Origin of the sequence: Streptomyces cinnamoneus, from assembly GCF_002939475.1 — a bacterium.
Classification (GTDB): Bacteria; Actinomycetota; Actinomycetes; order Streptomycetales; family Streptomycetaceae; genus Streptomyces; species Streptomyces cinnamoneus_A.
The window spans coordinates 5,814,483-5,838,882 of sequence record NZ_PKFQ01000001.1; the positions used below are offsets into that span (position 1 = coordinate 5,814,483).

At 73.1% G+C, this 24,400-nt stretch carries 17 protein-coding genes and 1 tRNA gene; 8 read left to right on the forward strand and 10 right to left on the reverse strand.

All coding sequences use genetic code 11. The features are described from left to right. Positions 1-33: 33 nt before the first annotated feature. Positions 34-1,833, reverse strand: a complete 1,800-nt coding sequence (locus CYQ11_RS25840) for a hydroxysqualene dehydroxylase (RefSeq protein WP_099202902.1) — start codon at positions 1,831-1,833, stop codon at positions 34-36. Positions 1,834-2,069: 236 nt separating this feature from the next. Here CYQ11_RS25840 and CYQ11_RS25845 point away from each other — a divergent pair, with 236 nt between their 5' ends. Next, positions 2,070-2,375 (forward strand): 4a-hydroxytetrahydrobiopterin dehydratase, encoded by a 306-nt coding sequence (locus tag CYQ11_RS25845; RefSeq protein WP_099202712.1) that lies wholly within the window; start codon positions 2,070-2,072, stop codon positions 2,373-2,375. Between the two features lie 45 nt (positions 2,376-2,420). On the opposite strand, the gene CYQ11_RS25850 is transcribed toward CYQ11_RS25845, so the two are convergent. The 3 genes from CYQ11_RS25850 to CYQ11_RS25860 form a co-directional block, all read right to left on the reverse strand. Next, positions 2,421-3,263 (reverse strand): aldo/keto reductase, encoded by an 843-nt coding sequence (locus CYQ11_RS25850; protein WP_099202713.1) that lies wholly within the window; start codon positions 3,261-3,263, stop codon positions 2,421-2,423. Positions 3,264-3,385: 122 nt separating this feature from the next. Then, entirely contained in the window at positions 3,386-5,215 is a 1,830-nt protein-coding gene (locus CYQ11_RS25855; protein ID WP_099202714.1) for an AMP-dependent synthetase/ligase, read from the reverse strand. Positions 5,216-5,427: 212 nt separating this feature from the next. Then, on the reverse strand, positions 5,428-6,324 hold the full coding sequence (locus CYQ11_RS25860) for a LysR family transcriptional regulator (protein WP_099202715.1): 897 nt from the start codon (positions 6,322-6,324) through the stop codon (positions 5,428-5,430). A gap of 107 nt (positions 6,325-6,431) precedes the next feature. On the opposite strand from CYQ11_RS25860, the gene CYQ11_RS25865 reads away from it, so the two are divergent. Then, the gene (locus CYQ11_RS25865) at positions 6,432-7,490 is read left to right on the forward strand and encodes a bile acid:sodium symporter family protein (RefSeq protein ID WP_099202716.1); all 1,059 of its coding nucleotides are present in this window, start codon (positions 6,432-6,434) and stop codon (positions 7,488-7,490) included. On the opposite strand, the gene CYQ11_RS25870 is transcribed toward CYQ11_RS25865, so the two are convergent. Continuing rightward, the gene (locus CYQ11_RS25870; protein WP_099202717.1) at positions 7,443-9,410 is read right to left on the reverse strand and encodes a sialidase family protein; all 1,968 of its coding nucleotides are present in this window, start codon (positions 9,408-9,410) and stop codon (positions 7,443-7,445) included. The two genes, CYQ11_RS25865 and CYQ11_RS25870, sit on opposite strands and share 48 nt — an antisense overlap. A gap of 340 nt (positions 9,411-9,750) precedes the next feature. Further along, on the reverse strand, positions 9,751-10,683 hold the full coding sequence (locus CYQ11_RS25875; protein WP_099202718.1) for a quinone oxidoreductase family protein: 933 nt from the start codon (positions 10,681-10,683) through the stop codon (positions 9,751-9,753). 159 nt (positions 10,684-10,842) lie between these two features. On the opposite strand from CYQ11_RS25875, the gene CYQ11_RS25880 reads away from it, so the two are divergent. Together CYQ11_RS25880 and CYQ11_RS25885 are read left to right on the forward strand one after the other, a co-directional pair. Continuing rightward, positions 10,843-11,331 carry a MarR family winged helix-turn-helix transcriptional regulator gene (locus CYQ11_RS25880; RefSeq protein WP_099202719.1) on the forward strand — a complete coding sequence of 163 codons (489 nt, stop codon included), beginning with the start codon at positions 10,843-10,845 and terminating at the stop codon, positions 11,329-11,331. 461 nt (positions 11,332-11,792) lie between these two features. Further along, positions 11,793-14,228 carry a GTPase-associated protein 1-related protein gene (locus tag CYQ11_RS25885; protein ID WP_099202720.1) on the forward strand — a complete coding sequence of 812 codons (2,436 nt, stop codon included), beginning with the start codon at positions 11,793-11,795 and terminating at the stop codon, positions 14,226-14,228. Between the two features lie 16 nt (positions 14,229-14,244). On the opposite strand, the gene fdhD is transcribed toward CYQ11_RS25885, so the two are convergent. Beyond that, positions 14,245-15,078, reverse strand: coding sequence for a formate dehydrogenase accessory sulfurtransferase FdhD (fdhD, locus tag CYQ11_RS25890; RefSeq protein WP_099202721.1), 834 nt, complete (start codon positions 15,076-15,078; stop codon positions 14,245-14,247). A 213-nt stretch (positions 15,079-15,291) separates the two neighbouring features. Here fdhD and CYQ11_RS25895 point away from each other — a divergent pair, with 213 nt between their 5' ends. From CYQ11_RS25895 to CYQ11_RS25910, 4 genes are all read left to right on the forward strand, one after another. Next, positions 15,292-16,833, forward strand: a complete 1,542-nt coding sequence (locus tag CYQ11_RS25895; protein ID WP_099202722.1) for an aldehyde dehydrogenase family protein — start codon at positions 15,292-15,294, stop codon at positions 16,831-16,833. Positions 16,834-16,994: 161 nt separating this feature from the next. Next, positions 16,995-17,082: transfer RNA gene (locus CYQ11_RS25900), tRNA-Leu, on the forward strand. Between the two features lie 58 nt (positions 17,083-17,140). Beyond that, positions 17,141-18,604 (forward strand): uridine transporter UriT, encoded by a 1,464-nt coding sequence (uriT, locus tag CYQ11_RS25905; RefSeq protein ID WP_099202723.1) that lies wholly within the window; start codon positions 17,141-17,143, stop codon positions 18,602-18,604. A 219-nt stretch (positions 18,605-18,823) separates the two neighbouring features. Next, positions 18,824-20,374, forward strand: a complete 1,551-nt coding sequence (locus tag CYQ11_RS25910; protein ID WP_181143789.1) for an FAD-dependent oxidoreductase — start codon at positions 18,824-18,826, stop codon at positions 20,372-20,374. A 35-nt stretch (positions 20,375-20,409) separates the two neighbouring features. Here the strand turns inward: CYQ11_RS25910 and CYQ11_RS25915 are convergent, their stop codons facing one another. The 3 genes from CYQ11_RS25915 to CYQ11_RS25925 form a co-directional block, all read right to left on the reverse strand. Continuing rightward, a complete protein-coding gene (locus CYQ11_RS25915) occupies positions 20,410-21,405 on the reverse strand; it encodes an endonuclease/exonuclease/phosphatase family protein (RefSeq protein WP_146104741.1) in 996 nt (331 codons plus the stop codon). Positions 21,406-21,500: 95 nt separating this feature from the next. Further along, positions 21,501-22,718 carry a cytochrome P450 gene (locus CYQ11_RS25920; protein WP_099202726.1) on the reverse strand — a complete coding sequence of 406 codons (1,218 nt, stop codon included), beginning with the start codon at positions 22,716-22,718 and terminating at the stop codon, positions 21,501-21,503. Beyond that, entirely contained in the window at positions 22,715-24,391 is a 1,677-nt protein-coding gene (locus CYQ11_RS25925) for an FAD-dependent monooxygenase (RefSeq protein WP_099202727.1), read from the reverse strand. The genes CYQ11_RS25920 and CYQ11_RS25925 overlap by 4 nt, the downstream gene beginning before the upstream one ends. Positions 24,392-24,400 lie beyond the last annotated feature (9 nt).

Below are 24,400 nucleotides of genomic sequence, written 5' to 3' on the forward strand. Positions count from 1 at the left end.
CGCTGACCGTAACCCGGATGAACCGTTTCACCACTAGCCCAGGTCGAAGGCGTTGCCCAGCCCGAGCCGGTGGCGGACCTCGTCGCGGCGCTTGAACGGTTCGAACTCCGGAGCGTGGTAGAGCGGGGTGATGGTGCACCGCTCGGCCGGCGAACCGGCCTCCTCCAGCAGCGCGTTGACCGCCGCGCGGGCCGACGCGTTGGCTCCCTCCATGGTCGCCAGGTCGATGTCCACGGCCACGTAGTCCCCGCAGAGGAAGAGGTTGGGGATCCGGGTGCGGGCGCCGGGGCGGTTGTACCACGTGCCCACGGGGTGGATGAGCAACTGCTCGTCGTTGGTGGGGCGGGGGCCGCCGATCTCGACGGCCGGGTCCAGGAACCACGAGTGCAGCCGGGCGTCGCTCAGGACCGTGCGTCCGGTGTCGTTGAGTCCCGCCTTCATCTGGGCCCACACCTCGCGGGCGACCTCCTCGCGCGTGCATTGCTTGGCCGTCTTGCCGTACAGGATGCCGGGCTTGTCCCACTCGGAGACGTCCACCGACAGGCAGTCGGCGACCGCGCCGTCACCGTAGTCGGCCCGGAAGTCCCGCCCGGCCCAGTACTGGGCCTGGCTCACGGCGGTGAGCGACCACGGGGTGTCGATGTGGTTGACGTGGCCGTGGATGATGGGCGTGGGCTCGGTCAGATAGAACTGGATGCCGGTCATCCAGTCCGTCTCCAGCTTGTCGCAACGCGCCAGGGCGGGGTCGGCCGCCCGCACCTCGGCGTTCCACGTCCTGCGGGCGTGCTCGACCGGCATCGCGGAGACGAAGTGGTCGGCGGCGACCGGGTGGCGGTTGCCGCCCGCGTCCTGGAGCAGGGCCTCGGTGATCCGTCCACCGTCGAGCCGGAGGTCCTGTACGCCCCAGCCGGTGTGGAACTCCACGCCCAGTGACCGCAAGTGGGTCACCCACGGGTCGATCCACGCCTCATTGGTGGGGGCGTTCAGGACCCGGTCGGGCTCGCCGTCCGAGTCACGGCCCAGTGCGTTGAAGAGGAAGGCCTCCGCGCAGGTCGCCACGGTCCGGGTGCTCGCCACCTCGGCTTTGGTCGCGACGATGTTGCGGGTGATGCCGACGGCCAGCAGCCGCTGGTAGTCCTCCGACATCCGCGCGGCCCGGGTGAACTCGAACCAGGGCACACGCTCCCAGGTCTCCGTGCGCCGGCGCTCGCAGCTGGTGAACCACACCAGCAGACGGCCGGCGAAGTAGGCGATCTCATGGGCGGGCAACCGCAGGAACGTCTCACACAGCGCGGTGACCGCGCGCAGGAAGTCGTCCGGAGTGAGCACCGGCGACGCGCTGCCGAGCGTGGCGAACGGCAGCCGGATGTTCTCCCGCCCCATGCGGGCCAGCATCACTTCCGTGGAGGCCACGAGATTGTCGTGGCAGCCGTTCTTGTTGCCGGGGAAGGGGATGCGGCGCAGGGTGTCGGGGAGGTTGCGGTAGAAGCCGGGGATGAAGCGGAAGCCGTGCTCGCCGGGCAGGGGCCTGCGGCCGTTCTTGGCGCTGCCGGGTACGTCCATGCTGCGCGCCTTGCCGCCGAGGGCGGACTTGCGTTCGTAGACGCTCACGTGGAAGCCGCGCTCGGCGAGTTCGTGCGCGGCGGTCAGCCCGGCGACGCCGCCGCCGAGCACGGCCACGGTTCGTCGGCCTGAGCGGCCGCGGCTGCCGGGGACGGTGACCGGCCGGGGAGCGGCCTGCGCCGTGGCCGTGCCGAGCGCGGCCGTCGCGGCTAGGGCGCCGGCGCCGCCGAGGAAGACTCTTCGTGTGCTGCCGTCCGTGCGTTCGCCCATGTCCACAGCCCCTGCCGCCGGTAACGTGTCATGTCCGGCGCAGGAGCATAGGTGCGTCACGGTCGCCCCGGAAGGCCACAACCGACGCGCCCGTGCCAACAGTGGCACATTGACGCGAAAGCGCCCCCGTCCCGTGGGACGCTTGCTTCCCCTATTCGTTTCATCAGCCGGTCTCATCGGCCGGTTGCGCCGACCGGCTTCACCAGACCGTGGCGACGGGCCGAAGGAGATGCGTGATGGCAGTCGAACCGCTCTCACAGAAGGACGTGGAGGAACGACTCCAGGAGCTGCCGGGCTGGAGCGTGGACGGTGACCGGATCACCCGCAGCTATTCCTTCGACGGGCACTTCCAGGCCGCGGCCATGGTGATCCACGTGGCCCAGATCCAGGAGGAGTTGGGTCACCACTCCGACCTGACGCTCGGCTACAACACGCTGACCCTCGCGGTGAACACCCACAGCGTCGGCGGCAAGGTGACCGGACTGGACGTGGAGCTGGCCCGCCGCGTCGAGGCGGTCGCCGCCGGGCACGGGGCACGCTGACGCGGACCCCGGGGCGCGGGCGCGCCCCGGGGACCCGCGGTGCCGTCAGCTGAAGTCGAACTCGTCCGGGTCCGGGCCCAGCCGGGTGCCCTTGTCCAGGCCCGCGAGGGCCGCGAGGTCGTCGGCGTCCAGCTCGAAGCCGAGGACGTCGAAGTTCTCGCGGATGCGGGACGGGGTGACGGACTTGGGGATGGCCACGTTGCCCACCTGGAGGTGCCAGCGCAGGACGACCTGCGCCGCCGACTTGCCGTGCTTGGCGCCGATCCGGACGAGCGCCGGGTCCTCCAGCAGGCCCCGGCCCTGGCCCAGCGGCGACCACGCCTCGGTGACGATGCCGTGCCGTGCGTCGAACTCCCGCAGTCCGGCCTGCTGGAAGTAGGGGTGCAGCTCGATCTGGTTCACGGCCGGCACGAGCGGGCTCTCGGCGAGCAGTCGCTCCAGGTGCGCGGGCTGGAAGTTCGACACGCCGACCGCCCGGGCGCGGCCGCTCTCGGCGATCTCCGCGAAGGTGCGCCAGATGGTCAGGTAGTCGTCGCGCATGGCCCGGGGCCAGTGGATGAGGTACAGGTCCACGTAGTCCAGGCCGAGCTTGGACAGGGAGGCGTCGAACTCGCGCAGGACGTTGTCACGCGTCCAGGTCTCCGAAGCGCTGTTCCAGAGCTTGGTCGTGACGAACAGCTCGTCGCGGGGGATGCCCGAGGTGGTCAGGGCCTTGCCCGTGCCCTCCTCGTTCTCGTAGATGGCGGCCGTGTCGATGCTGCGGTAACCCACTTCGAGGGCGCTCGAGACGGCCTCGGCCGCCTGGTCGTCCGGCACCTGCCACACGCCGTAGCCGAGCTGCGGCATCTCGACGCCGTTGTTGAGGGTGATGGTCGGGACCTTGCTCACGGGCAGTCGATCCTTACTGATTTCGGAACGCTTACTTCCGGGACAACCCATGCCCTCCGGATCGCATTCCCCTTACACGTAATTTTCTTTCACGGTCGCCTGGATCGGGCTCTCGCGCCTCGTCAGGTGGCGTAGAGCGCCTCCACCTCGGTGGCATAGGCCTTCTCGATCGCCTTCCGCTTGAGCTTCAGCGTAGGCGTCAGCAAGCCCTGCTCCTCGGTGAAGCGCCCGACGAGGATGCGAAACGCGCGAATGGACTCGGCCTGGGAGACGAGCGTGTTGGCCGCCACCACGGCCCGCCGGATCTCGGCCTCCAGCTCCGGATCGCGCACCAGTTCGGCTGGCTCCACCGGCGGCTGCTCCCGCATGGCCCGCCAGTGCGCCACCGCCTCCTGGTCGAGGGTGATGAGAGCGGCCACATAGGGACGGTCGTTGCCGACGGCGATGCACTGGGCGACCAGCGGATGGGCCCGCACCCGCTCCTCCAGGACCAGCGGCGGCACGCTCTTGCCACCGGACGTCACCAGGATCTCCTTCTTGCGCCCGATGATCGTCAGATAGCCGTCGTCGTCCAGCGCCCCCAGGTCGCCGGTGGCCAGCCAGCCGCCCCGCAGCACCTCCTCGGTGGCCCGTCGGTCGCCGAGGTAGCCGGGGAAGACCTGACCGCCGCGCAGCCAGACCTCGCCGTCGTCGGCGATGCGCACGCTCGTCCCCGGCACGGGCCGGCCGACGGTGCCGAAGCGGGTGCGCTCGGGTGGATTGGCGACCGCGGCACCGGTGGTCTCCGTCAGTCCGTACCCCTCGAACACGGTGATGCCCGCACCGGCGAAGAACAGCCCCAGCCGGCGCTCCATCGCCGAGCCGCCCGACATCGCGTGCCGCACCCTGCCGCCCAGGGTCTCGCGCACCTTGGAGTACACCAGCTTGTCGAAGACCTGGTGCTGGACGCGCAGCGCCGTTCCCGGACCCGGGCCCGTGCCGAAGGCCTTGGACTCCTGCGCCCGCGCGTACCGCACCGCCACCTCGACCGCCTTCTCGAACGGTCTGCCCTTGCCCTGGAGCTCCGCCTCCCGGCGCGCCGCCGCCAGGATCCCTTCGAACACATAGGGCACCGCGAGGACGAAGGTCGGCCGGAACTCCTGGAGGTCGGGCAGGAGGGCCGCGACGGTCAGCTGCGGCTGGTGCCCCAGCTTCACCCGGCCCCGCACCGCCGCGACCTGCACCATGCGCCCGAAGACGTGGGCGAGGGGAAGGAACAGCAGCGTGGACGCCTCGTCGCCGGGGCGTGAGCGGAAGACGGGGTCGTACCGCCGGACGACGTTGTCGGCCTCGGCCATGAAGTTGCCGTGGGTGAGCACACAGCCCTTGGGCCGGCCCGTGGTGCCCGAGGTGTAGATGACGGTGGCGGGGGAGTCGGGGGTCAGGGCCATGCGGTGCCGGTGCACCACGTCGTCGCCGATGCCCGCGCCCGCCTCGGTCAGCTCGTGGACCGCTCCGGCGTCCAGCTGCCACAGCCGGGCCAGGCGCGGCAGCCGGTCGACGACCGAGCCGACGGTCATCGCGTGGTCCTCGTGCTCGACGACGCAGGCGGAGACGTCGGCGTCGTGCAGCATCCAGAAGACCTGCTCGGTCGAGGACGTGGGGTACAGCGGCACCAGCTGGGCACCTATGCACCACAGTGCGAAGTCGAACAGCGTCCACTCGTAGCGCGTGCGGGACATGACGGCCACCCGGTCGCCGAACCGTATGCCCTGCGCTATCAGGCCCTTGGCCAGGGCCAGCACCTCGTCCCGGAAGGCGGCGGCGGTCACCTCCTGCCACGGCTCGCCGGGTGCGGGCCTGCGGCCCAGCGCCACCCGGTCCGGATCGTCGGCGGCATGGTCGAACACGACGTCCGCCAGTCCTCCGACGGGGGGCGCCGTCACCACGGGTGGGACGGTGAACTCGCGCAACCTCTCGCTCCTCGGGCCGCTCCGCACAGCGCCGTGACCGTACCCGATCCCGTCCCGCGGCGAACCCCTTCGTCACGGCTTGTCTCGTCTGACGAGCCGGACTCGACCGGATCTGCACGATTCCTCTCCATAACCTCTCCAGGGTGTGCACGGACTTGTCACCGGGCCGCCATCCGGGGGGACTTGGCGACCGGCGGGAGCGCGTCCCCGGCCTACGAGGGTTCCGCCGCCGGGGCGTGCAGCCGGTCGCCGGCCGCCAGGACCGCTGCGGCGAGCGCCTCCGCGCTGCCGCGCACCGACCCGTCCCGCAGCGCGTCGGCGCCGTAGAGCAGCACCACGTCGATGCCGCCCAGCTCCGGCAGCCCGGCCCTGGCGGGGACGCGGACCAGGCCCGGCGGCCTCATGCCCTCGGCGTGCGCCATCACCCCCAGCCCGGCGCGGGCGGCGGCCACCAGGCCGTTGAGGCTGCCGCTCGTGCAGGTCACGCGCCAGGGCCGGCCGTGCCGCTCCAGGACCTCAAGGGCCCGGGCGCGCGTCACCGCCGGGGGTGGGAGGAGCACCAGGGGAAGGGGACGGTGCGCGTCGAGGCGCAGCCGCTCACCGCCGATCCACACCAGCCGGTCCCGCCAGACCAGCCGGCCGCGGCCGGGCAGCGGCACGTCCGGGTGGCGTTTGACCAGCACCAGGTCGAGGCGGCCGGCGGCGACCTGCTCCTGCAGGGTGCCGGACAGCCCCACGGTCAGTTCCAGGTCCACCTCCGGGTGGTCGCGCCGGAAGCTCTCGAGGATCTCCGGCAGCCGGGTGAGCACGAAGTCCTCCGACGCCCCGAAGCGCAGCCGCCCCCGCAGCCTCGTCCCCGCGAACCAGTGCGCAGCCCGCTCGTTGGCCTCCAGGATCGTCCGCGCGAACCCGAGCATCGCCTCACCGTCCTCGGTGAGGGCCACGCTGTGGGTGTCGCGGGCGAACAGCTGACGCCCGGCCGCCTCCTCCAGCCTGCGCACGTGCTGGCTGACGGTGGACTGGCGCAGCCCCAGGCGGTGGCCGGCCTGGGTGAAGCTCAGCGTCTGGGCGACCGCCAGGAACGTACGGAGATGAACCGGGTCGAACATGGCCCGAGCCTAGGCCGGAACGACCCCCGCCGTCATCATGAATCCCGATGACAGTCAGAGCGGTGAACGGGGTTCCCGATGGCTTTCCGGGCGGGCAGGCTGGCGCCATGGCCCGTCTGCGTCTGCCCGTCGACCCCTATATAGCCGCCCTGCTGGGCACCGTCCTCGCCGCGACACTGCTGCCCGTGCGCGGCTCCGCCGCCACCGTCGCCGAGGGCGCCTCCACCGGCGCGGTGGCCCTGCTCTTCTTCCTCTACGGGGCCCGGCTCTCCACCCGCGAGGCGCTCGCCGGGCTGCGGCACTGGCGCCTGCACCTGACGGTCCTGGCGTGTACGTTCGCCGTCTTCCCCCTCCTCGGTCTGGCCGCGCACGGCCTCGTGCCGTACGTCCTCACTCCGCAGCTCCACACGGGGCTGCTGTTCCTGTGCCTGGTGCCGTCGACCGTGCAGTCCTCGATCGCCTTCACCTCCCTCGCTCGCGGCAACGTGGCCGCGGCGATCTGTGCGGGCTCGTTCTCCAGCGTCGTGGGCATCCTCCTCACCCCCCTGCTCGCCTCCGCGCTGCTCGGTGGCAGCACGGGCGGCTTCTCCTTCGACTCGCTGCTGTCGGTGGTGCTGCGCCTGCTGGTGCCGTTCCTCGCCGGCCAGCTGCTGAGGCCTCACCTGGGCGGCCTGCTCAAGCGGCGCGGGTCGGTGCTCGGGCTGGTCGACCGGGGCTCGATCCTCCTCGTCGTCTATGTGGCGTTCAGTCAGGGAGTCGTCAAGGGCGTCTGGCACCAGGTGACGCCCTGGCGGCTCCTCGCGCTGGCGGCGGTCGAGGCCGTCCTGCTGGCCGTGATGCTCACGCTGACCATGCGCGGCTCTCAGTGGCTCGGCTTCGACCGCGAGGACCGGATCGCGATCACCTTCGCCGGCTCCAAGAAGAGCCTCGCCGCGGGGCTGCCCATGGGCACCGTGCTGTTCGGAGCGCAGGCGAGCCTGGCGCTGCTGCCGCTGATGCTCTTCCACCAGATGCAGCTGATGGTCGGCGCCGTGCTCGCCAAGCGCTTCGGGCGCAAGTCGGACGTCCCGCCCGCCGACACAGATGTCCCGTCCGTCGACACCCCCGCCGGCCGTCCCTCACCCGCCGGAACGATCAGGACCGCCGACGCGGCGGATCCGGTCTAGCGGCAGCCAGAGCACCGGCTCCCGCCCGGCCGTCCCCGCCCCCGGCGCCTCCCCGCTCACCCCCCTCCTCTCGGGTGCCCCCGGTAGCGCGTTCGCGCCCCGCAAGGCCCGCAGTTCACCGTCCGTCAACGCCCGCCCGTACACCCGCACCTCGTCCAGGTCTCCCGTCAAAGACGCCCTCCCGTCCGGCTTCTGCCCCACGTGGACCCCGAAGGTCGAGTTCCGCGCCACCGTCCCCGGCACCCCCGGCGCGACCGTGGAGACGCCGTCGACCGTCAGCGTCACCTGGTCGCCCGTGCGGCGCAGAGCCAGCTGGTGCCACTTCCCGTCGTCGTACGCACCGGCCGACCGCACCGTCACCGTCCTGGCCGGACCGGCGCCGGTCACCGCGGTCACCTGCCCCGCGATCCGCCGCTCGCCCGGTTCGCCGCGCAGCGCCACCTGCGGGGCCCCGCCCATCCCGCCCATCCAGAGGAACGGCTGCTCCCCCCGGCCGGCCCGGTAGCGGAACCACAGCACCGCCGTGAAGTCGCGCGTCCCCAACGGCAGTGACGGGCGATAGGGCACCCGCACCGCACTGTCCTTGCCGTCGAAGGACAACGCGCCCCCGAAACGCCCGCCCACCAGCCGCGGCGCCCCCAACAGCTGTCCGTCCCGCCCGCCCGGCGCCCGGTCCGGGGTCGTCGGACCGGGGTCACGCCGGAGGCCCAGCCACTCCTCGGTGAACCGGGCGAAGCGGATCTCCTGGCGGGCGTCCGCCTTGCCGGCCTCGTAGAGCAGGCCGGTCGTGCCCGGCGCGATCACCGCCATGTCCGAGTAGCCGGACCAGTCGGCCGTGACCCGGCGGCCCAGCTCGGCGCTCTCCCACGTGCGCCCCTGGTCGTAGGAGGAACGGATGGTCATCGTGCGGCGACGGTCGGGGTCGGCGGGCAGGGACAGCAGCCAGCGCCCCGGGCGCAGGGGCGCGACCGCGCCCTGCACCATGGGGGAGTAGAGGCCGGGCAGCGCCCGGAAGGGCGCCGTGAAGCTCGCCCCGCCGTCGCGGCTCACGGCCTCGTCCCGGTTCCCCAGCTCGGTGCCGTTCTGCTCACGGCCGTTGACGTAGACGGCCCCGTCGCCGCGCTCGGCCAGAGTCAGCTCGGAGGGCTTCTGGCGGTAGGTGTCGTCGGACCCCACGGGGTAGCTGTCGAGCGCCCCGAGCCGCCAGTGCTCGCCCCCGTCGTCGCTGAGGACGAGCGCGGCGTGGTTGGCGGAGGTGTGGCCGCCGTCATGGCTCTCGGCGTTGACCCCGATGACCAGACGGCCGCGACGCGGTCCGCCGGCCAGCTGGATGCCGTGCCCCGGGCCCGTCGCGTACCAGGAGTTCCAGCCGCGCGGCCGGATCTGCGCGGACAGGTCGCGCGGTCGCGACCAGCTGAGCCCGTCGTCGTCGCTGTGCTGGAGATGGGGGGTGCGGTCGCAGGGCACGTCGCAGTTGCCCGCGTCCTCACGGCCCTTGTTGTAGGTCGTGGCCAGGACGATCCGGCCGGTGCGCCGGTCCACGACGGGCGCCGGATTGCCGTGGGTGTCGCCGTCACCGGGGTCGACGACCTGAAGAGGCCCCCAGGTGCGTCCGCCGTCGGTGGAGCGTTTGAGCACGAGGTCGATGTCGGTGGCATCGCCGCAGTTCTCCTTCCTCCCCTCGGCGAACGCCAGCAGGGTGCCACGCGTGGTCGTCACGACGGCCGGGATGCGATAGCAGGCGTAGCCGGGGTCCAGGTCGGCCCGGAACAGGACCTGCTCCTCGAACGGCGCCAGGTCCCTCGCCGGCTGAGGAAACGCCGGGTGGGGGAGCAGGGCGAGCAACGCCCCGCCGGTCGCGAGCAGGGTGGAGAGACCGGGCCGGGCACGGAGGGCACGGATGACGCGGCCGTCACGCATGCCGCTGCCCCGCGCTCCCGAGCGTCCGTCCCCGCCACACCTGATGTCACGTCTGCGCACTGTGCCGCGCGTACGTCTGACGGCCTGTCTGAGCCGCCCCCACACACGGGGGCCACCTCGTCCCGGGGGAGCGGAGGGAGCAGACGGAACTGAGGGAACTGGGGGAACAGGATGCGCCGCCATGGCCCGTCCCTTTCGCGTCAAGGCCCGAAGGCCCCACGTGTCCGGGTGGGCAAACGTACGTGGCGGACCTTCCCCTCACAAGCACCGTGGGCCGAAGGGGGCGCACAGGCCGCCGCTCCCGCCCGCAGCCCGCCCTGCTCACCGGGGCTCACCGGGCTCACACGGGGCGGAGCACCACCTTGCCCAGATTGGCGCGGGCCTCGATGATCGCGTGTGCCTTCGCCGCGTTCTCCAGCGGCAACTCCGCGTGCACCCGCGGGCGCAACCGTCCGGCGGCGAACAGCTCCCACAGCTCCCGCCGCCACCGCTCCATCAGGGCGGGCTTGTGGCGGGCTATGAGAGCCACCTGGAAGCCGATCGCCGATTTTCCGCCCACCAGCAGGTCGTACGCCTGAAGGGTGCCGCCGCCCGAGCTGTAGGCCACCAGCCGCCCGCCCGGCGCGAGCGCCGCCAGGGCAGGGGAGAGCAGCTCCCCGCCCACCGCGTCCAGGACGACGTCCACCGGCTCGCCCCAGCAGTCGTCGCCGTACGTCACGACCTCGTCCGCCCCCAGCGAGCGCACGAACTCGGCCTTCTCCATCGAGCCGACCGCCGCCACGACCCGTCCGGCGCCGCGTGCCTTGGCGAGCTGCACGGCCAGATGGCCCACGCCGCTCGCGGCACCCGTCACCAGGACGGACTCGCCCTCGGCGGGCCGCGCCGCCTCGTAGGCCCCCAGGGCGACGATCCCCGACCGCACGAGCGCGACCGCGTCGACAGCGCTCGCGCCCCCGGGAACGAGCGAGGCCATCGAGGAGTGCAGAAGGGAACAGTCGGCGTATCCGTCGCCGAAACACAGGCCCGTGACCCGCTCGCCCACGGCGAAGCCGGTCACCCCCGGCCCTAGGGCGACGACCTTTCCGGCCACCTCGCCGCCCACGCTCGCGGGCAACGCCAGGCCGCCTTCCCGGACCTTGCGCACCACCGGCAGAGTGACGCCCACCGCCTCGGTGCGCAGCAGGAGCTCACCCGGACCGGGCTCCGGGACCTCGGCCTCCTCGACCTTCAGGACCTCGGGGCCGCCGTTCTCGTAATACCGGACACGACGCATGCGGGCACACCTCCACGGATCGGATTGCGGGCACAGTCGAAGAGACCGCGCTTTCATTGGGGTCACCAACGTTGGCTATGCCTACGGTACACCCGTTCGTTGGGAAGTCCAACGGTTATTTCGTTGGGAACTCCAACGGATTCTGGGTAGGCTTGCCCCATGCCTCCGTCACCCGCAACGCCCGCCACGCAGGACTCCGAGTCCGCCTCCGAGGACCGGCCCGCGCTCACCCGCATCCGCTCCCTCCCCAGTTGGCTGCTCAACCGCGCCTCGGCGCGCGGACGCCGTCTCGTGGCCGACGCGCTGGCGCAGGACGGCATGCGCATGCCGCACCACGCCGTGCTCTCCGCCGTCGCCGACCTCGGCCCGGTCGCCCAGGCCGAGCTCGGGCGCACCACCGGGTTCGACCCCAAGGACATGGTCGGCATCCTCAACGAGCTCCAGGCTCAAGAGCTGATCACCCGCGAGCCCGACCCCGCCGACCGCCGGAAGAACGCCATCACGCTCACGGAGGCCGGCCGACGCCGCCTCGCCCACCTGGCCGAGCTGGGCGACGAGGCCAACGAGGCCCTGCTCGCAGCGCTCACCCCCGTCGAACGCGAGCTGTTCCTCGCGCTCCTCACCCGCATCGTCGAGGGCGAGCAGTAAGGGCGAGCAGCAACGAGCAGAGGCGAGCAGGCCGACAGGCAAGCAGGCCGACACGAGCAGGCCGACAGGCGAGCAGGCCGACAGGCGAGCAGGCCGGCCAGGCGAGCAGGAACGACCAGGGCCGACAGGCGGCGACACCCAGAAGGGACGCCGACAGATAGCGAGCGACACCCGGTAGGGACACCGACAGGCGGCGAGCGACACCCGGTAAGGACGACGCGTACGCCCCCGCTTCCTCCCCAACCTCCGCAAACCCCAGGTGACGACCCGCCGGATCTGGTGGGATGTCACCCGATGTGAGGAGGCAGGGGCGCGGGAACAGCCCCTGGGTGCCCCCTGCCCGTACTACAGAGCGGAGCAAGAAACCACCCGACGGGCACGGCGAGCACGACAAGTGCACCGAGCACGGCGAGAATCGACAGGGCAAGGATCAAGAAGGACAAGGCGAGACGGGGTGCCGCGTGAACCTGCAGCAGCTGCACTACACCTCCACCGCCACGCTGGGACCGAACGGCTCCGGATTCCGCTTCACCGCCGCGAGTCCCGAACTGCCCATCACCCTGCTGGGCGAGGCGGAGCAGTTGATCGGGTACGAGCCGCCGAGCGACGCCCCCCGCCGCCCGACCGTCGAGGAACTCAGCTCGTTCCCCGTGGCGTTCAGTCACAACAGGCTGTCCGACGGCAGCCGCCTGCTGTGCCGCACCGTCCGCACCGGCCCCGGCCGCAGCGGACGCCACGGAAATTTCCACGCCCACGCCATCCGGCTGCCCGACAGCGGAGGCCTGCCCGGCGGCCTGCTGCCTATCGAGGCGTGGGAGTCGCCCTCCTGGGCCGACCGTACGCCCGACGGCGGCATCCCCGTCCCCCTGACGGCGCTCGTCCCGGCCCGCCGCATCGACAAGAAAGGGCTTCTGGACTTCGTCCAGGCCCGCGCGGACCGGCTGGAAGCCTTCCTCACGGACGTACGCACCCTGTTCCGCACCCCCGACGCCCCCCAGCTCCTGGTCGTCGAGCAGAACAGCGCCCATACGGCGTACTGGGTCGCCGTCGCCAGTGCCGTCCTGCCGCGCGAACTCGCCGGCCGGCTGACGTTCACCACCTACACTCGCCGCCCCATGCTCGCCCGGCAGCAGATCGTCGGCGTCTTCCCCGACGCCGACTTCGACTACGCCGCAGCCGCCTCACAGCACCGCTACCGCGTCCACGACTGCACCGGCGGCCACTCCAGCCCCGCCCGGACGGAGCGGGACCTCTGGGCGGCCGTCGCCGCCCGGATCTGGCTGGCCGGACGGCCGGAGCTGTTCGCCGAGGCCACCCGGCGGACCGCCCTCGGCCGTACCGGGGCGGTCACCGCCGGCGCCGGCCGCGCCGCGGCGGCCCGCAGCGGCACGGGAGGAACCGTCTGCGTGCCCGAGGCGGAGGACGACGCCGACCGGCTCGCCGCCCTGGCCGCCCGCGAGGGCATCACCCTCGACTCGGCGGGCCGCACGGCCGCGGCCCGCTGGACCCGCCGGCACGCGCCCGGCACCGACCCCGGCAACACCCTGCGCACCCGGCTCCTCACCACCGTCGCCGCCGGCGGCACCGACCGCACCCCCGAGGAGTGGACGGTCCTGGCCTCGCTCACCGAGGAGTTCTCGGGACCGGCCCTCCGCATGGCCACCACCCCCCTCAAGGACGACCTGCGCGCGGAGCTGGACCGCGCGGCGGGGAACCCGGCCACCCCCCTCGTCCGCTTCCTCGCCCTGCTGCGCCTCGCCGAGGCGCTCTGGGTGGACCGCGACACCGTCCTGCCCGTCCTGGCCGCCCGCCTGACGGCCGCTCTGCTCGACGAGCGCTCACAGGACCGCAAGGTCGTACGGGCGGCCATGGACGCCCACCCCGAACTGCGCGCCGCCGTCCTCGACTCGCTGGACCACACCGCCGCCACGAGCGCGCCCGAGCCCATCGTGCGGCTGCTCGGCGCCGAACTCCCCGGCGCCGACCTCACCGGCCGCCCCCACCTGACCATGGCCGCCGCCGTGGCCGCCGCCCCCCTGCCGGACGGCGACCACGACGCCGCCGCCCAGCTCCACACCCTGCTGAAGACGGCCGGCCCCGAGCACCAGGAGACCGCGTCCGTCCTGCGCACCGCCTTCCGGCTCGTCTGGGGCGACGCCCCCCTGCGCCCGGCCGAGGCCGAGGCCCTGCTCACCGGCCTGCCGCCGGGCTGGCACCGCGCCCCCGACCTCGTCGACGCCTTCGTGGGAGCCGCCCTCGACAGCGGGCCCGACGACCCCGTGGCGCCACGGCTCGCGAAGAGCCTGCTGAAGAGCCTCCTCGGCCGCAGCGGGGAGCTGGACGCCCGCCAGCGCGCCGCGCTCCTGCTGCTGGAACAGGCCGGCGACCTCGCCTCCGGCGCCGCCCCACCCGGATACACCGCCCGCGTCATCGCCCTCCGTCGTCAGGCCCACCCCCTGGAGGCCGGTATCGCGGAGCGGCTCTGCGCCGCGCTCGCCCGGCGGCTGCTGTGCATGGACCCGCCCCCCGCCCCCGGCGAGCTGCCCGACCTCATCCACTCCGGTGACGAACTCCTCCTGGACGCCTACGCCCTGGAGGCCCACAGCGACGGCGTGCGCGCGCTGCTGGGGCGGACGCCCACCTACGCCGCCGTCTGCTTCGTCGCCTGGCACACCGCCCCGGGCGTGAACGACCTGTGGGACGAGATCCGCACCGACCTGCTCGCCTCGGTGCTGCGGCCCGAAGTGCGCCGCATGTCCACCGAGGAGGTCGAGGAGATCCGCCACTGCCTGCGGCAGGTCGGCGGTCCGTGGGCGGAGACGTTCCACGAGTGGGACCGCTTCGGCGTCCTCGGCCGTCTCAGCGGCCGCTGGCGCGGCCGGCCGGGCAGGACGTAGGAGTAACGCACCACCCTCACGGCAGCACGACGCGTTCCTCCCCCGCGTAGACGTTCATCGAGGAGCCGCGCAGAAAGCCGATCAGCGTCATCCCCGTCTCCACCGCCAGGTCCACGGCCAGGGAGGACGGCGCCGACACGGCCGCGAGCACCGGGATCCCCGCCATGACCGCCTTCTGCGCCAGCTCGAACGAGGCGCGCCCCGAGACGAGCAGCACCGCGCCGGCCAGCGGAAGCATCCCTTCCCGCAGGGCGCGGCCCACGAGCTTGTCGACGGCGTTGTGCCGGCCGACGTCCTCCCGTACGTCCAGCAGCTCGCCCTCGGCGGAGAACAGGGCCGCGCCGTGCAGCCCGCCCGTGCGGTCGAAGACCCGCTGCGCCTCGCGCAGCCGGCCGGGGAGAGCGGCCAGCAGCCCCGTCTCCAGCCGCAGCGGTGACGGGCCGTCGGAGAGAGGCCAGCGGGCGGTCGTCCGTACGGCGTCCAGGCTCGCCTTGCCGCACAGGCCGCAGGAGGAGGTGGTGTAGACGTTGCGCTCAAGGCTGACGGCGGGCACGGGCACGCTGGGCGCGAGCCGTACGTCGACGACGTTGTAGGTGTTCGAGCCGTCGTCCGTGGCGCCGGCGCAGTAGACGATGTTCGCCAGCTCCTCCGCACCGCCCAGCACGCCCTCGCTGACCAGGAAGCCGGCGGCGAGGTCGAAGTCGTCGCCCGGGGTGCGCATGGTGATGGCGAGCGGCTTGCCGTTCAGCCGGATCTCCAGCGGCTCCTCGGCCACGAGGGTGTCCGGGCGGGCGCTCACGGCCCCGTCGCGGATGCGGATGACGCGGCGGCGTGCGGTGACCCGTCCCATGCTGATCGTTCCCCGTGTGCGCTCGGCGGTTTCTCGGCGGACCGGGCGCCCGTCGGGCGCCCCCGGCCGTGCGCGGCCGTGTCCAGGGGCACCGTCTCACGTGACGTGGGCCTCATCGGAGGCAGGGCCCCGCCCCGTACCCCTCCCAGTGGCTACCGTTCGGTAGGAAGCGCCGATTCCCGCCCCGACCGTGCACCGAGAGCGGAGATCCACATGGCACCCACCCTCATCCTCCGGCCAGGCACCGAATGGGCCACGGCCTGGCAGCGCTGCCAGGCCCTCGCCCCCGAGGCCTTCCGCGACGACCGCGTCCTCAACCTCTGGAACGGCCTCTGGCAGGCCGACGGCCGGCCCCTGCCCGCCACCACCCCCGTCGACGGCACCCCGATCGCCGGCCCGCCCCGGCTCGACGCGGCCACCGCCCACCACGCCGTACGGGCCTCACTGGACCAGCACCGCGCCTGGCGCGACGTCCCCCTCGCCGAGCGCAAGGCCATGGTGGGCGCCACCCTGGACGCCCTCGCCGAGCACCGTGACCTGCTCGCCCTCCTCCTCGTGTGGGAGATCGGCAAGCCGTGGCGGCTGGCCCGGGCGGACGTGGACCGCGCGATCGAGGGCGTCCGCTGGTACGTCGCGGAGATCGACCGCATGACGGCGGGGCGCGTTCCGCTGCCCGGACCGGTCAGCAACATCGCCAGCTGGAACTACCCGATGAGCGTGCTCGTCCACGCCATGCTCGTCCAGGCGCTGGCCGGCAACGCCGTCATCGCCAAGACCCCCACCGACGGCGGTCTGGCCTGCCTCACGCTCGCGTGCGCCCTGGCCGCGCGGGAGGGATTGCCGGTCACGCTCGTCAGCGGCGGCGGCGCCGACCTGTCCGAGGCGCTGGTGCGGGCCCCCGAGGTCGGCTGCGTCTCCTTCGTGGGCGGCCGGGACACCGGCGCCCGGGTCGCCACGGCCGTCGCCGACCTCGGCAAGCGCCACATCCTGGAACAGGAGGGCCTCAACACCTGGGGCGTCTGGAACTTCACCGACTGGGACGCGCTCGCGCCGCAGATCCGCAAGACCTTCGACTACGCGAAGCAGCGCTGCACGGCCTACCCGCGCTTCGTGGTGCAGCGCTCGGCGTTCGCGGACTTCCTGGCGCACTACCTCCCGGCGGTCCGCTCGGTGACCTTCGGCCACCCGCTGGCCGTCGCCACCGCGGACGAGGACCTTCCGGCCCTGGACTTCGGTCCCCTGATCAACGCGGCCAAGGCCAAGGAGCTGAACGACCAGGTGGCCGAGGCCGTCGACCGGGGCGCGATACCCCTGCACCGCGGCGAGCTGTCGGCCGGCCGCTTCCTGCCGGGCCAGGACACCAGCGCCTACGTGCCCCCCGTCACGCTCCTCAGCCCGCCCTCGACCTCGCCCCTGCACCACGCGGAGCCGTTCGGGCCGGTCGACACGATCGTGCTGGTCGACACCGAGGCCGAGCTGCTCAGCGCGATGAACGCCAGCAACGGCGCCCTCGTCGCGACCCTCTCCTGCGACGACCGGGCGGCGTACGAGCGGCTGGCCCCGCAGATCCGCGCGTTCAAGGTGGGTCATGGAAAGCCCAGGTCGCGCGGCGACCGGGAGGAGCTCTTCGGAGGATTCGGCGCCTCGTGGCGCGGTGCCTTCGTCGGCGGGGAGCTGTTGGTGAGGGCGGTGACGCAGGGCCCGGCGGACGAGCGCGCGCCCGGCAACTTCCCGGACTACCACCTGATGCCCTGAGCCCGGCGCGACCGTGCGCCCGGGGCTCGCGGCCCCGGCCGCCACGCCCCGTGGCGCACGGTCCCGGCCCCCGAGGAAATCCCTGGTGAAAGGCACTCCGAAACCTTGGTAGAGTTATCCATGTCGCCGCGGGGAACACCCCCGCGAGAGGCAGACACCTAGTCCGGGTGGCGGAATGGCAGACGCGCTAGCTTGAGGTGCTAGTGCCCTTTATCGGGCGTGGGGGTTCAAGTCCCCCCTCGGACACCAGAGAGAACCCCAGCTGAGCTGGGGTTTTTCTGTGTATGTACCCAGAGATCCACGAGGCATGAACGTTTCCAGCACCACCCGCACCGCCAGTCCTGCCCGCTCCACCGACGACACCTCCGCCGCCCCGGGCCGTCCCGTCCGCGTCGGCGTCCTGGTGACCGCGCTCCTCGCCGCCTGCGTCGCCTTCCAGCTCAACGCGAGCATGCTCAGCCCGGCGCTGAAGAGCATCGAGGACAGCCTCGGCGCCGACTCCGCCGAGATCGGCCTCACGCAGACCGCCTTCTTCACCTCGGCGGCCCTCTTCTCCCTCTTCCTGCCGCGGCTCGGCGACATCGTCGGCCGCCGCAAGGTCCTGGTGGGCATGCTGGCCCTCATGGCGGTCGGCTGCGTCGTCGCCGCGCTGGCGCAGAGCGTGCCCGTGCTGTTCGTCGGCCGGGTCCTCCAGGGCGCCTCCGGCCCGACCGTCCCGCTGTGCCTGATCATGCTGCGGGTCGAGGTCACCGAGCCGAAGCGGTACGGCACCCTGCTGGGCGTGATCACCGCCGTCAACGGCGGCGTCGCCGGCGTCGACTCCCTCGCGGGCGGCTTCCTGGCCGACAAGCACGGCTTCCAGGCCGTGTTCTGGGCGATGGCTGGCGTGGCCGCCGTCGCCATGGGCCTGGTCGCCTTCCTGACCCCCGAGACCAAGGTGGCCGCCGCGAGCCGCATGGACTGGCCGGGCGTCGGCCTCCTGGTCGTGTCCGTCGGGTCCCTGCTCATCGCCCTCAACGAGGCCGGCAAGCTGGCCGACGCCAGCTGGGGCTTCGTCGGCGCCCTGGTGGCCGTCTCCGCCGTCGCCTTCGCGCTGTTCTGGCGCACCGAGGACCGCAGCGGCCACCCCCTGGTCGCCACCCGGCACCTGAAGCAGCGCGCCACCTGGGCGACCCTGCTGACCACCGTGCTCACCATGACCGGTGTGTTCGCCGTCATGAACGGACTGATCCCGGCGCTCGCCCAGGACGCCGACGCCGGCCTCGGCATGAGCGCCGAGCAGTCCGCCTGGTGGACGCTCACCCCCTACGCGCTGGCGGGACTGGCCATGGGACCGGTCGCCGGACGGCTGGCGGCCACCTTCGGCTACGGCCGCGTCCTGCGGCTGGGGCTCGTCGGCGCCGTGGCGTCCGTCACCCTGATGATCTTCACGGTCTCCGCCGACTCGCGTCTGATGCTGCTGGCGGCCTCGGTCCTCGTGGGCGTCACCTACGCGGGTGTGGCGAACATCGTCCTCAACGGGCTCGGCATCGTGCTGTCCCCCAAGGACAACCCGGGCTTCCTGCCCGGCCTCAACGCGGGCGCCTTCAACCTCGGCGCCGGCCTGAGCTTCGCGCTGCTCTACGCGGTCAAGACCGCGGCCCAGCCGTCCGACGCGGCCTCGCCGGACGGGTACGTGGCCGGCATGATCGCGGGCGTCGCCATCCTGGCCGCCGCCATCGCGACGTCCTTCCTGATCCCCAAGCCCGTGGCGGCCGAGGCCCAGGAGTGACGCCGCCGGTGACGACGGCGTGAGAAAGCCCCGGCCTCGGCCGGGGCTTTCGTCGTTCCCCGTCGCTTCCGCCCCACGCTGACCGGAACCGTGCCCCCGATTTTCCCGGAAGTTCTGAGTTCCGCCCTCTCGTCCCACACGATGGAGGGAAGGGGCCTCGCCCGCCGGCGCCCCGGCGCCGGCACCGCCCGAGGCACCGCGACAGGGGGGGAGACACCCGTGGACGACATCCGCAAGGCCGACGTCGTGGTGGTCGGGGCCGGCCCCACGGGGCTCGCCGTGGCCGTGGGACTGCGCCAGCACGGAGTGGACGTGGCCGTGGTGGAGAAGGCGGCGCTGGGCAAGCGCGAGGCCAGGGCCGGGATCATCTGGCAGCGGGCCCTGGAGGTCCTGGCGGACCTGGGCTGCGCGCGCGAGATGACGGCGGAGGGCATCAAGCTGCGGCGCGTGGAGGTCTTCGCCGAGGGCCGTCGTGCGTGGAGGATGGGGATGGAGTGCGCCGGCACGGCCTTCCCGAACCCCCTGTCCATCGAACAGGACGCCGTGGAGCGGCTGCTCGGCGAGCGCCTGGTCGCCCTCGGCGGCCGCGTCGAATGGTCCACCGAGGCCGTCGCGGTCCGCACCGGGGGCGACGGCGCCGAAGTCGACGTCCGCACCGGGGACGGGGGCCTCACGACCCTGCGCTGCGCGTGGGTGATCGGGTGCGAAGGGGCGCACAGCGTCGTGCGCAAGGGCCTCGGGATCCCGTTCGAGGGCGGTCGGCGCCCCGACCTCCAGTGCGTCCAGCTCAACGCCGTGCCGGACTGGAAGGTGCCCTACCGGCCCGGGCACACCTACTTCTTCCTCGAACGCGGTCTGTCGATGGGCGTCTCGCCACGGCCCGGCGGCGGATACCGGTTCTTCGCCTTCCTCACGGACCCCGACCCGACCGTCGAAGGGCCGCCCGGAGTGGAGGAGATGCGGGACCTGGTCGCGCGTTCCGCGCACGAGCCCGGAGTGCGGCTGGCGCCGACCGATCCGCCGTGGGCCAACCGCGCCCGCTTCCAGGACCGCGTCGCCGCGACCCTGCGGGAGGGGCGGGCGCTCCTGGCGGGCGACAGCGCGCACCTGTGGGCGCCGATCGGCGGCCACGGCCTCAACACCGGGCTGCGCGGAGCGCACAACCTCGCCTGGAAGGTCGCGGCGGCCGTACGCGGCTGGGCGGCCGACCCGTTCGCCCTGCTCGACACCTACAGCACCGAGCAGCGGCTCACGGCCGAGAAGGTCATGCGGGAGATGCGGCACAACCTCCTGGAGCTGCCGCCGACCGCCCTCGCCCTGCGCGGCATGCGCCTCGTCGGCGGGCCGGTGATGAGCACCCCCTGGGCCTCGGGCCGGATCAGGTCGATGCTCAGCGACCTGACCATGCACCACCGGGAGAGCGCCCTGTCGCAGGGCGGTGGCGGGGACCGGCTGCCGGACCCGTTCGTCCGGGTGCGGGGAAGGCACTGCCGGCTCCACGACCTGCTCTCCTACCAGCGCTGGACCCTGCTGGCCGCACCCGGGGCCAAGGGGCCCGGCATGACCGACGACCACCTGCGCGCGCTGGTCGCCGGCTACCGCGCCCCGGTCGATATCCTCAGGCCCCGGACGGACCCGGACACGGTGCCCCGGCTGCCCGGCAAGGCCCTGGTGCTCGTCCGGCCCGACCGGCACATCGGGCTGCGCACCGACCGGGTGGAGGAGCTGGAGGCGTATCTGCGCAGGTGGTTCGCCCGGGACGCGGTCTGAGAACCCGGGATGGCCCGGGCCGGCCCGGGGAGTGCCTACGACGTGGCCGGGGTGTATCCGTACAGCGGCGCGTGGTCGGAGACGCCCGTGGGCTGCCTGGTGGTGCGGTAGTCGGCCTGGTCGGCCTTCTGCGTCCACGAGTCGCAGCCGGTGAAGCCCGCCGTGGAGAACAGGTAGTCGATCTTCGATGAGGTGTAGGTGCCGGTGGCGGAGGCGTACGTGAAGTGCGTGACCTCGTCGGCGGCGTCGCCCGCCACGTACGACGTGCGGTCGCACTCCGTCAGCAGGTCGTACATCGGCTGGAGCTTGGCCGGGATCACGTGGTGGTAGAGGCCCATGTTGAAGTCGCCGCCCACGACGACCCGCGGGTACGCGGAGATCGTGCGCTTGAGGGTGGCGACCTGGGCGTCGTAGGCGCCGCTCTTCAGCAGGGTGTCGTTGTTCGCCAGGTGCGTGGTGCACAGGTGCGTCCGCCAGCCGGCGACGCCGACGCACAGCACCCGGGACCGGTCGGCGTCCGTGTCGAGGGGAACGGGCAGCACCACGGGCTCGGGCCGGTCGTCGATGGTGCCCTTGACCAGGATGGCCGTGCCGAGGGTGCCGGAGAGGGCGCCCCGGCAGTTCGTGCGGCCGTCGGGGCGCTCGGAGAGGGCCGTCGCGGACGTCCAGCCCGGGCCGAGCGCCGTCAGGATGACGTCGAGCTGGCTGGGCCCGGTGGCCCCGCCGGCGACGGGCGGCCCGGAGCAGACCTCCTGGAGCATGACGACGTTGAGGTTGCGCACCCGCACGACCTCGGCGATGGCGTCCGCCTTCTTCTGCGGCTCGTTGCGGTACGGGCAGTAGCCTGCGTCCGCCGGGCTGGTTCCGCCGGCCTCGCCGCAGATGTTCCAGGTCATCGCGCGTACGGACTCCACCGCGGTGGAGCCGCCCGCGGCGCCCGCGGTCGTGGGCAGGCCGAGCGTCGCCGCCGCGGCGGCCGCCAGGGGGACCAACGCCCGGCGCAGCCGGTCACCTATCCGGAATGTTCTCAACCGAGTCTCCTGTGGGTTCGGGGTGCGAGCGCACAGGAGACGATAAGTCGTCACATTCGTTGGGACCTCATGGTTTTCCTCTCATCCGGTGTTCCTCACGCGTGGATCCGCACCATCATCCGTTCCGGTCCGTGGAACACGAGGTCCTCCGCGTACCGCACCGCCTCCCCGTCCGCCGGGGCGAGCCCTGGCAGGCCCCGCAGCAGCTCGCTCAGGCCGATCTCCGCCTCGACGCGCGCCAGCGGGGCCCCGACGCAGTAGTGGATGCCCATGCCGAAGCCGCTGTGGCGGCGCGCGTCGCGGTGGACGTCCAGCCGGTCGGGGTCCGGGAAGTGGCCGGGGTCGCGGTTGGCGGCGCCCAGCACCAGGGTGACCTTGGCGCCCCGCGGGATGGCGCGTCCGTCGATCCGGTCGTCCTCCCGGGCCCAGCGACTGATCATCTGCACGGGCGAGTCGTAGCGCACCAGCTCCTCCACGGCCCCCGGCATCAGCTCCGGCCGCTCCCGCAGCACCGCCAGCTGATCCGGGTGGGCGAACAGGGCCAGCAGGCCCTTGGCCAGCAGGTTGGTGGTCGTCTCGTGCCCGGCCGTGAGCAGGTGGATGCACGTGCCCACCAGCGCGTCCTCCCCCAGGGGAAGTTCCTCCTCCGCGCGCAGCATGGCCCCGATGAGGTCGGGCCCGAAGCCCTCCTTCCGGGCTCGGCGGCGGGCCAGTTCGGCGCGGAAGTAGGCGTCCAGCTCCCGGGCCGCCGCGTCCGCGACCGCGAAGGCGTCCGCCCGCCGGGCCACGCGGGAGCTGGTGGCCTGCTGGAGGTCCACGGCCTGGGCCCGGAACCAGGGGCGGTCCTCGCGCGGCACGCCCAGCAGTTCGCTGATGACGAGGATGGGCAGGGGCGCGGCGAAGCCGCCGACCAGGTCGGCCGTCGCGTCCTCCGTCGCCTTCGCGCCCAGTTCGGCGACCAGATCGGTGGCCAGCCGGCGGACGCGCGGACGCAGCTCCCGCACGATGCGCGGCGTGAAGCTCTTGGCCACCAGGGCCCGCACGCGCGTGTGCTCCGGAGGGTCCATGAAGACCATCCAGTTGGCGGTGGTGCGCCGCAGGTGCGGGCACTCCTGCGGCAGCCGGGCGGGCAGTGCCCCCCGCCCGTAGCGCCGGCTGGTCAGCACGTGCGCCACGTCGTCGTGGCGGAAGAGGTACCAGCCGTCCCCGGCCCAGTGGACCGGATCGGCCTCCCGGTAGCGGCGGTAGAGGGGGTAGGGATCGGGAAGGTGGACGTCCGCCGTGCGGAAGGGAGCGGGAAGGGGGCCGGTCATGTCACGCCTCCGCGTACCGTGTCGGCCAGCGCCCCGGGGTCGGCGGGCGGTCGCGCACCGCGCCAGGCGACGTGGCCATCGGGTCGTACGAGCACATACGGGCTGCCGTAGAGGGCGCCCACCGCCGGGTTCTGGCAGTGGAAGGTCTCCAGCGGCACGCGCCTTCGCGCGAAGGCGTCCTCCAGCGCGCCCTCCGCCGCCGTGGACGCCCTCCCGTCGGGGCCGGGCGCGCCCGCCGGCGCCTGGCCCGTGAAGCACATGAGCCGGAAGGCCCGGCCGAACAGGTCCAGGGTGGAGACCCCTTCGCCCAGCCACGCGTGCGGGGCGCGGGCGCCGGGGACGGCCGCGGTGCGCCAGCACTCGTCGTCCGCCCCGGTGCCGTCGCGCACGATCAGCGGCGAGTCGTAGCGGAATCCGAAGTGCACGTCCGGGGCCTCGAACTCGCGGCGCACGCCGCCGCGTTCCATCGCCGCCGCCAGCGCCGCGCGGGCCCGTTCGCCCTCCGGGGAGTCCAGCAGGATCTCCTTGGGCAGCTCCCGGCCCATGGTCCGCTGCAGGTTGACGTTGGCCTCCTCCAGGCTGTGCTCGGCCACGGGCCGGCGCTCGGTGTCGTATGCGTCGAGCAGCCGCGGGCCGGCCCAGCCCGCCAGTTCGGCGGCCAGTTTCCAGCCCAGGTCGGCGGCGTCGACGATGCCGGTGTTCATGCCGAAGCCCCCGGAGGGCGAGAGCGTGTGGGCGGCGTCCCCCGCGAGCAGCACCCGCCCCAGGCGGAAGCGCCCGGCGATGCGGTGGGTGAGGTGCCAGACGTTGTCGGAGAGGACCTCCAGCGGGGTGTCGAAGGCGATGGCCGAACGGACCATGGCGAGCGGGTCCCCGCCGCCCCCCTCCTCCGCCGTCCCCGCGTCCACGCCCACCGTCAGCCGGTACAGCTCGCGGCCGTCGATCGACCGCAGCGGGAAGCGCAGCGCCGGGGGCTGCGTCAGGAAGTACACCAGCGCGTTCCGCGCTCCGAGCCGTTCCCGCAGCCCCGGCGCCCGGAAGAGGATATTCCGGAAAACGCGCGTGGCGTACAGGTCCGGCGCGGGGACCCCCGTCGCCTTGCGCACGGGCGACGACGCGCCGTCGCAGGCGACCAGGTAGCGGGCCCGCACGGTCAGGCGCGAGGCGTCCCGGAGGTCCGTCGCCGTGGCCGTCACCCCGTCGTCGTCCTGGACGAAGCCGTCCAGCCGGCACCGCCGCCGCAGCGGACTCCCCGCACCGCTCCCGTGCACCCCCACCTCCCGCGCCAGCAGCGGCGCCAGCCAGTGCTGGGGACAGGCGTGCTCGGGCTCGGGCGTGTACGACGGCAGCGGACGGGAGTCGGCCGTGCCGAAGCGGAGGCGGTGGATCTCGTGCCCTCCGACGGCGGTCACCCAGGCGACGTCCAGCGGATGGTCGCCCGGCCACCCCGCGGCGCGGATCCGGCCGGCCAGGCCCCAGCGGCGGAACAACTCCATCGAGCGGGGGCCGACGTTGCTCACCTTCGGGTGTGCGACCACCCCGTCCGAGGCGTCCACGACCAGGAAGTCCACCCCCCGGTACGCCAGGTCCAGGGCGAGGGCCAAGCCCACCGGGCCCCCGCCCACGATCAGCACGTCGGTGTCACAGACGCGCGCACTCGCCTTCGTCGTCATGGCCGGTCC

What these genes read in the sequence shown, in the direction of transcription:
- CYQ11_RS25925 (WP_099202727.1), bottom strand. Translation starts at nt 24,391, where the DNA reads ATGACGACGAAGGCGAGTGCGCGCGTCTGTGACACCGACGTGCTGATC.
- CYQ11_RS25920 (WP_099202726.1), bottom strand. Translation starts at nt 22,718, where the DNA reads ATGACCGGCCCCCTTCCCGCTCCCTTCCGCACGGCGGACGTCCACCTT.
- uriT (WP_099202723.1), top strand. Translation starts at nt 17,141, where the DNA reads ATGAACGTTTCCAGCACCACCCGCACCGCCAGTCCTGCCCGCTCCACC.
- CYQ11_RS25860 (WP_099202715.1), bottom strand. Translation starts at nt 6,324, where the DNA reads ATGTTCGACCCGGTTCATCTCCGTACGTTCCTGGCGGTCGCCCAGACG.
- CYQ11_RS25865 (WP_099202716.1), top strand. Translation starts at nt 6,432, where the DNA reads ATGGCCCGTCTGCGTCTGCCCGTCGACCCCTATATAGCCGCCCTGCTG.
- CYQ11_RS25875 (WP_099202718.1), bottom strand. Translation starts at nt 10,683, where the DNA reads ATGCGTCGTGTCCGGTATTACGAGAACGGCGGCCCCGAGGTCCTGAAG.
- fdhD (WP_099202721.1), bottom strand. Translation starts at nt 15,078, where the DNA reads ATGGGACGGGTCACCGCACGCCGCCGCGTCATCCGCATCCGCGACGGG.
- CYQ11_RS25845 (WP_099202712.1), top strand. Translation starts at nt 2,070, where the DNA reads ATGGCAGTCGAACCGCTCTCACAGAAGGACGTGGAGGAACGACTCCAG.
- CYQ11_RS25880 (WP_099202719.1), top strand. Translation starts at nt 10,843, where the DNA reads ATGCCTCCGTCACCCGCAACGCCCGCCACGCAGGACTCCGAGTCCGCC.
- CYQ11_RS25870 (WP_099202717.1), bottom strand. Translation starts at nt 9,410, where the DNA reads ATGCGTGACGGCCGCGTCATCCGTGCCCTCCGTGCCCGGCCCGGTCTC.
- CYQ11_RS25895 (WP_099202722.1), top strand. Translation starts at nt 15,292, where the DNA reads ATGGCACCCACCCTCATCCTCCGGCCAGGCACCGAATGGGCCACGGCC.
- CYQ11_RS25840 (WP_099202902.1), bottom strand. Translation starts at nt 1,833, where the DNA reads ATGGGCGAACGCACGGACGGCAGCACACGAAGAGTCTTCCTCGGCGGC.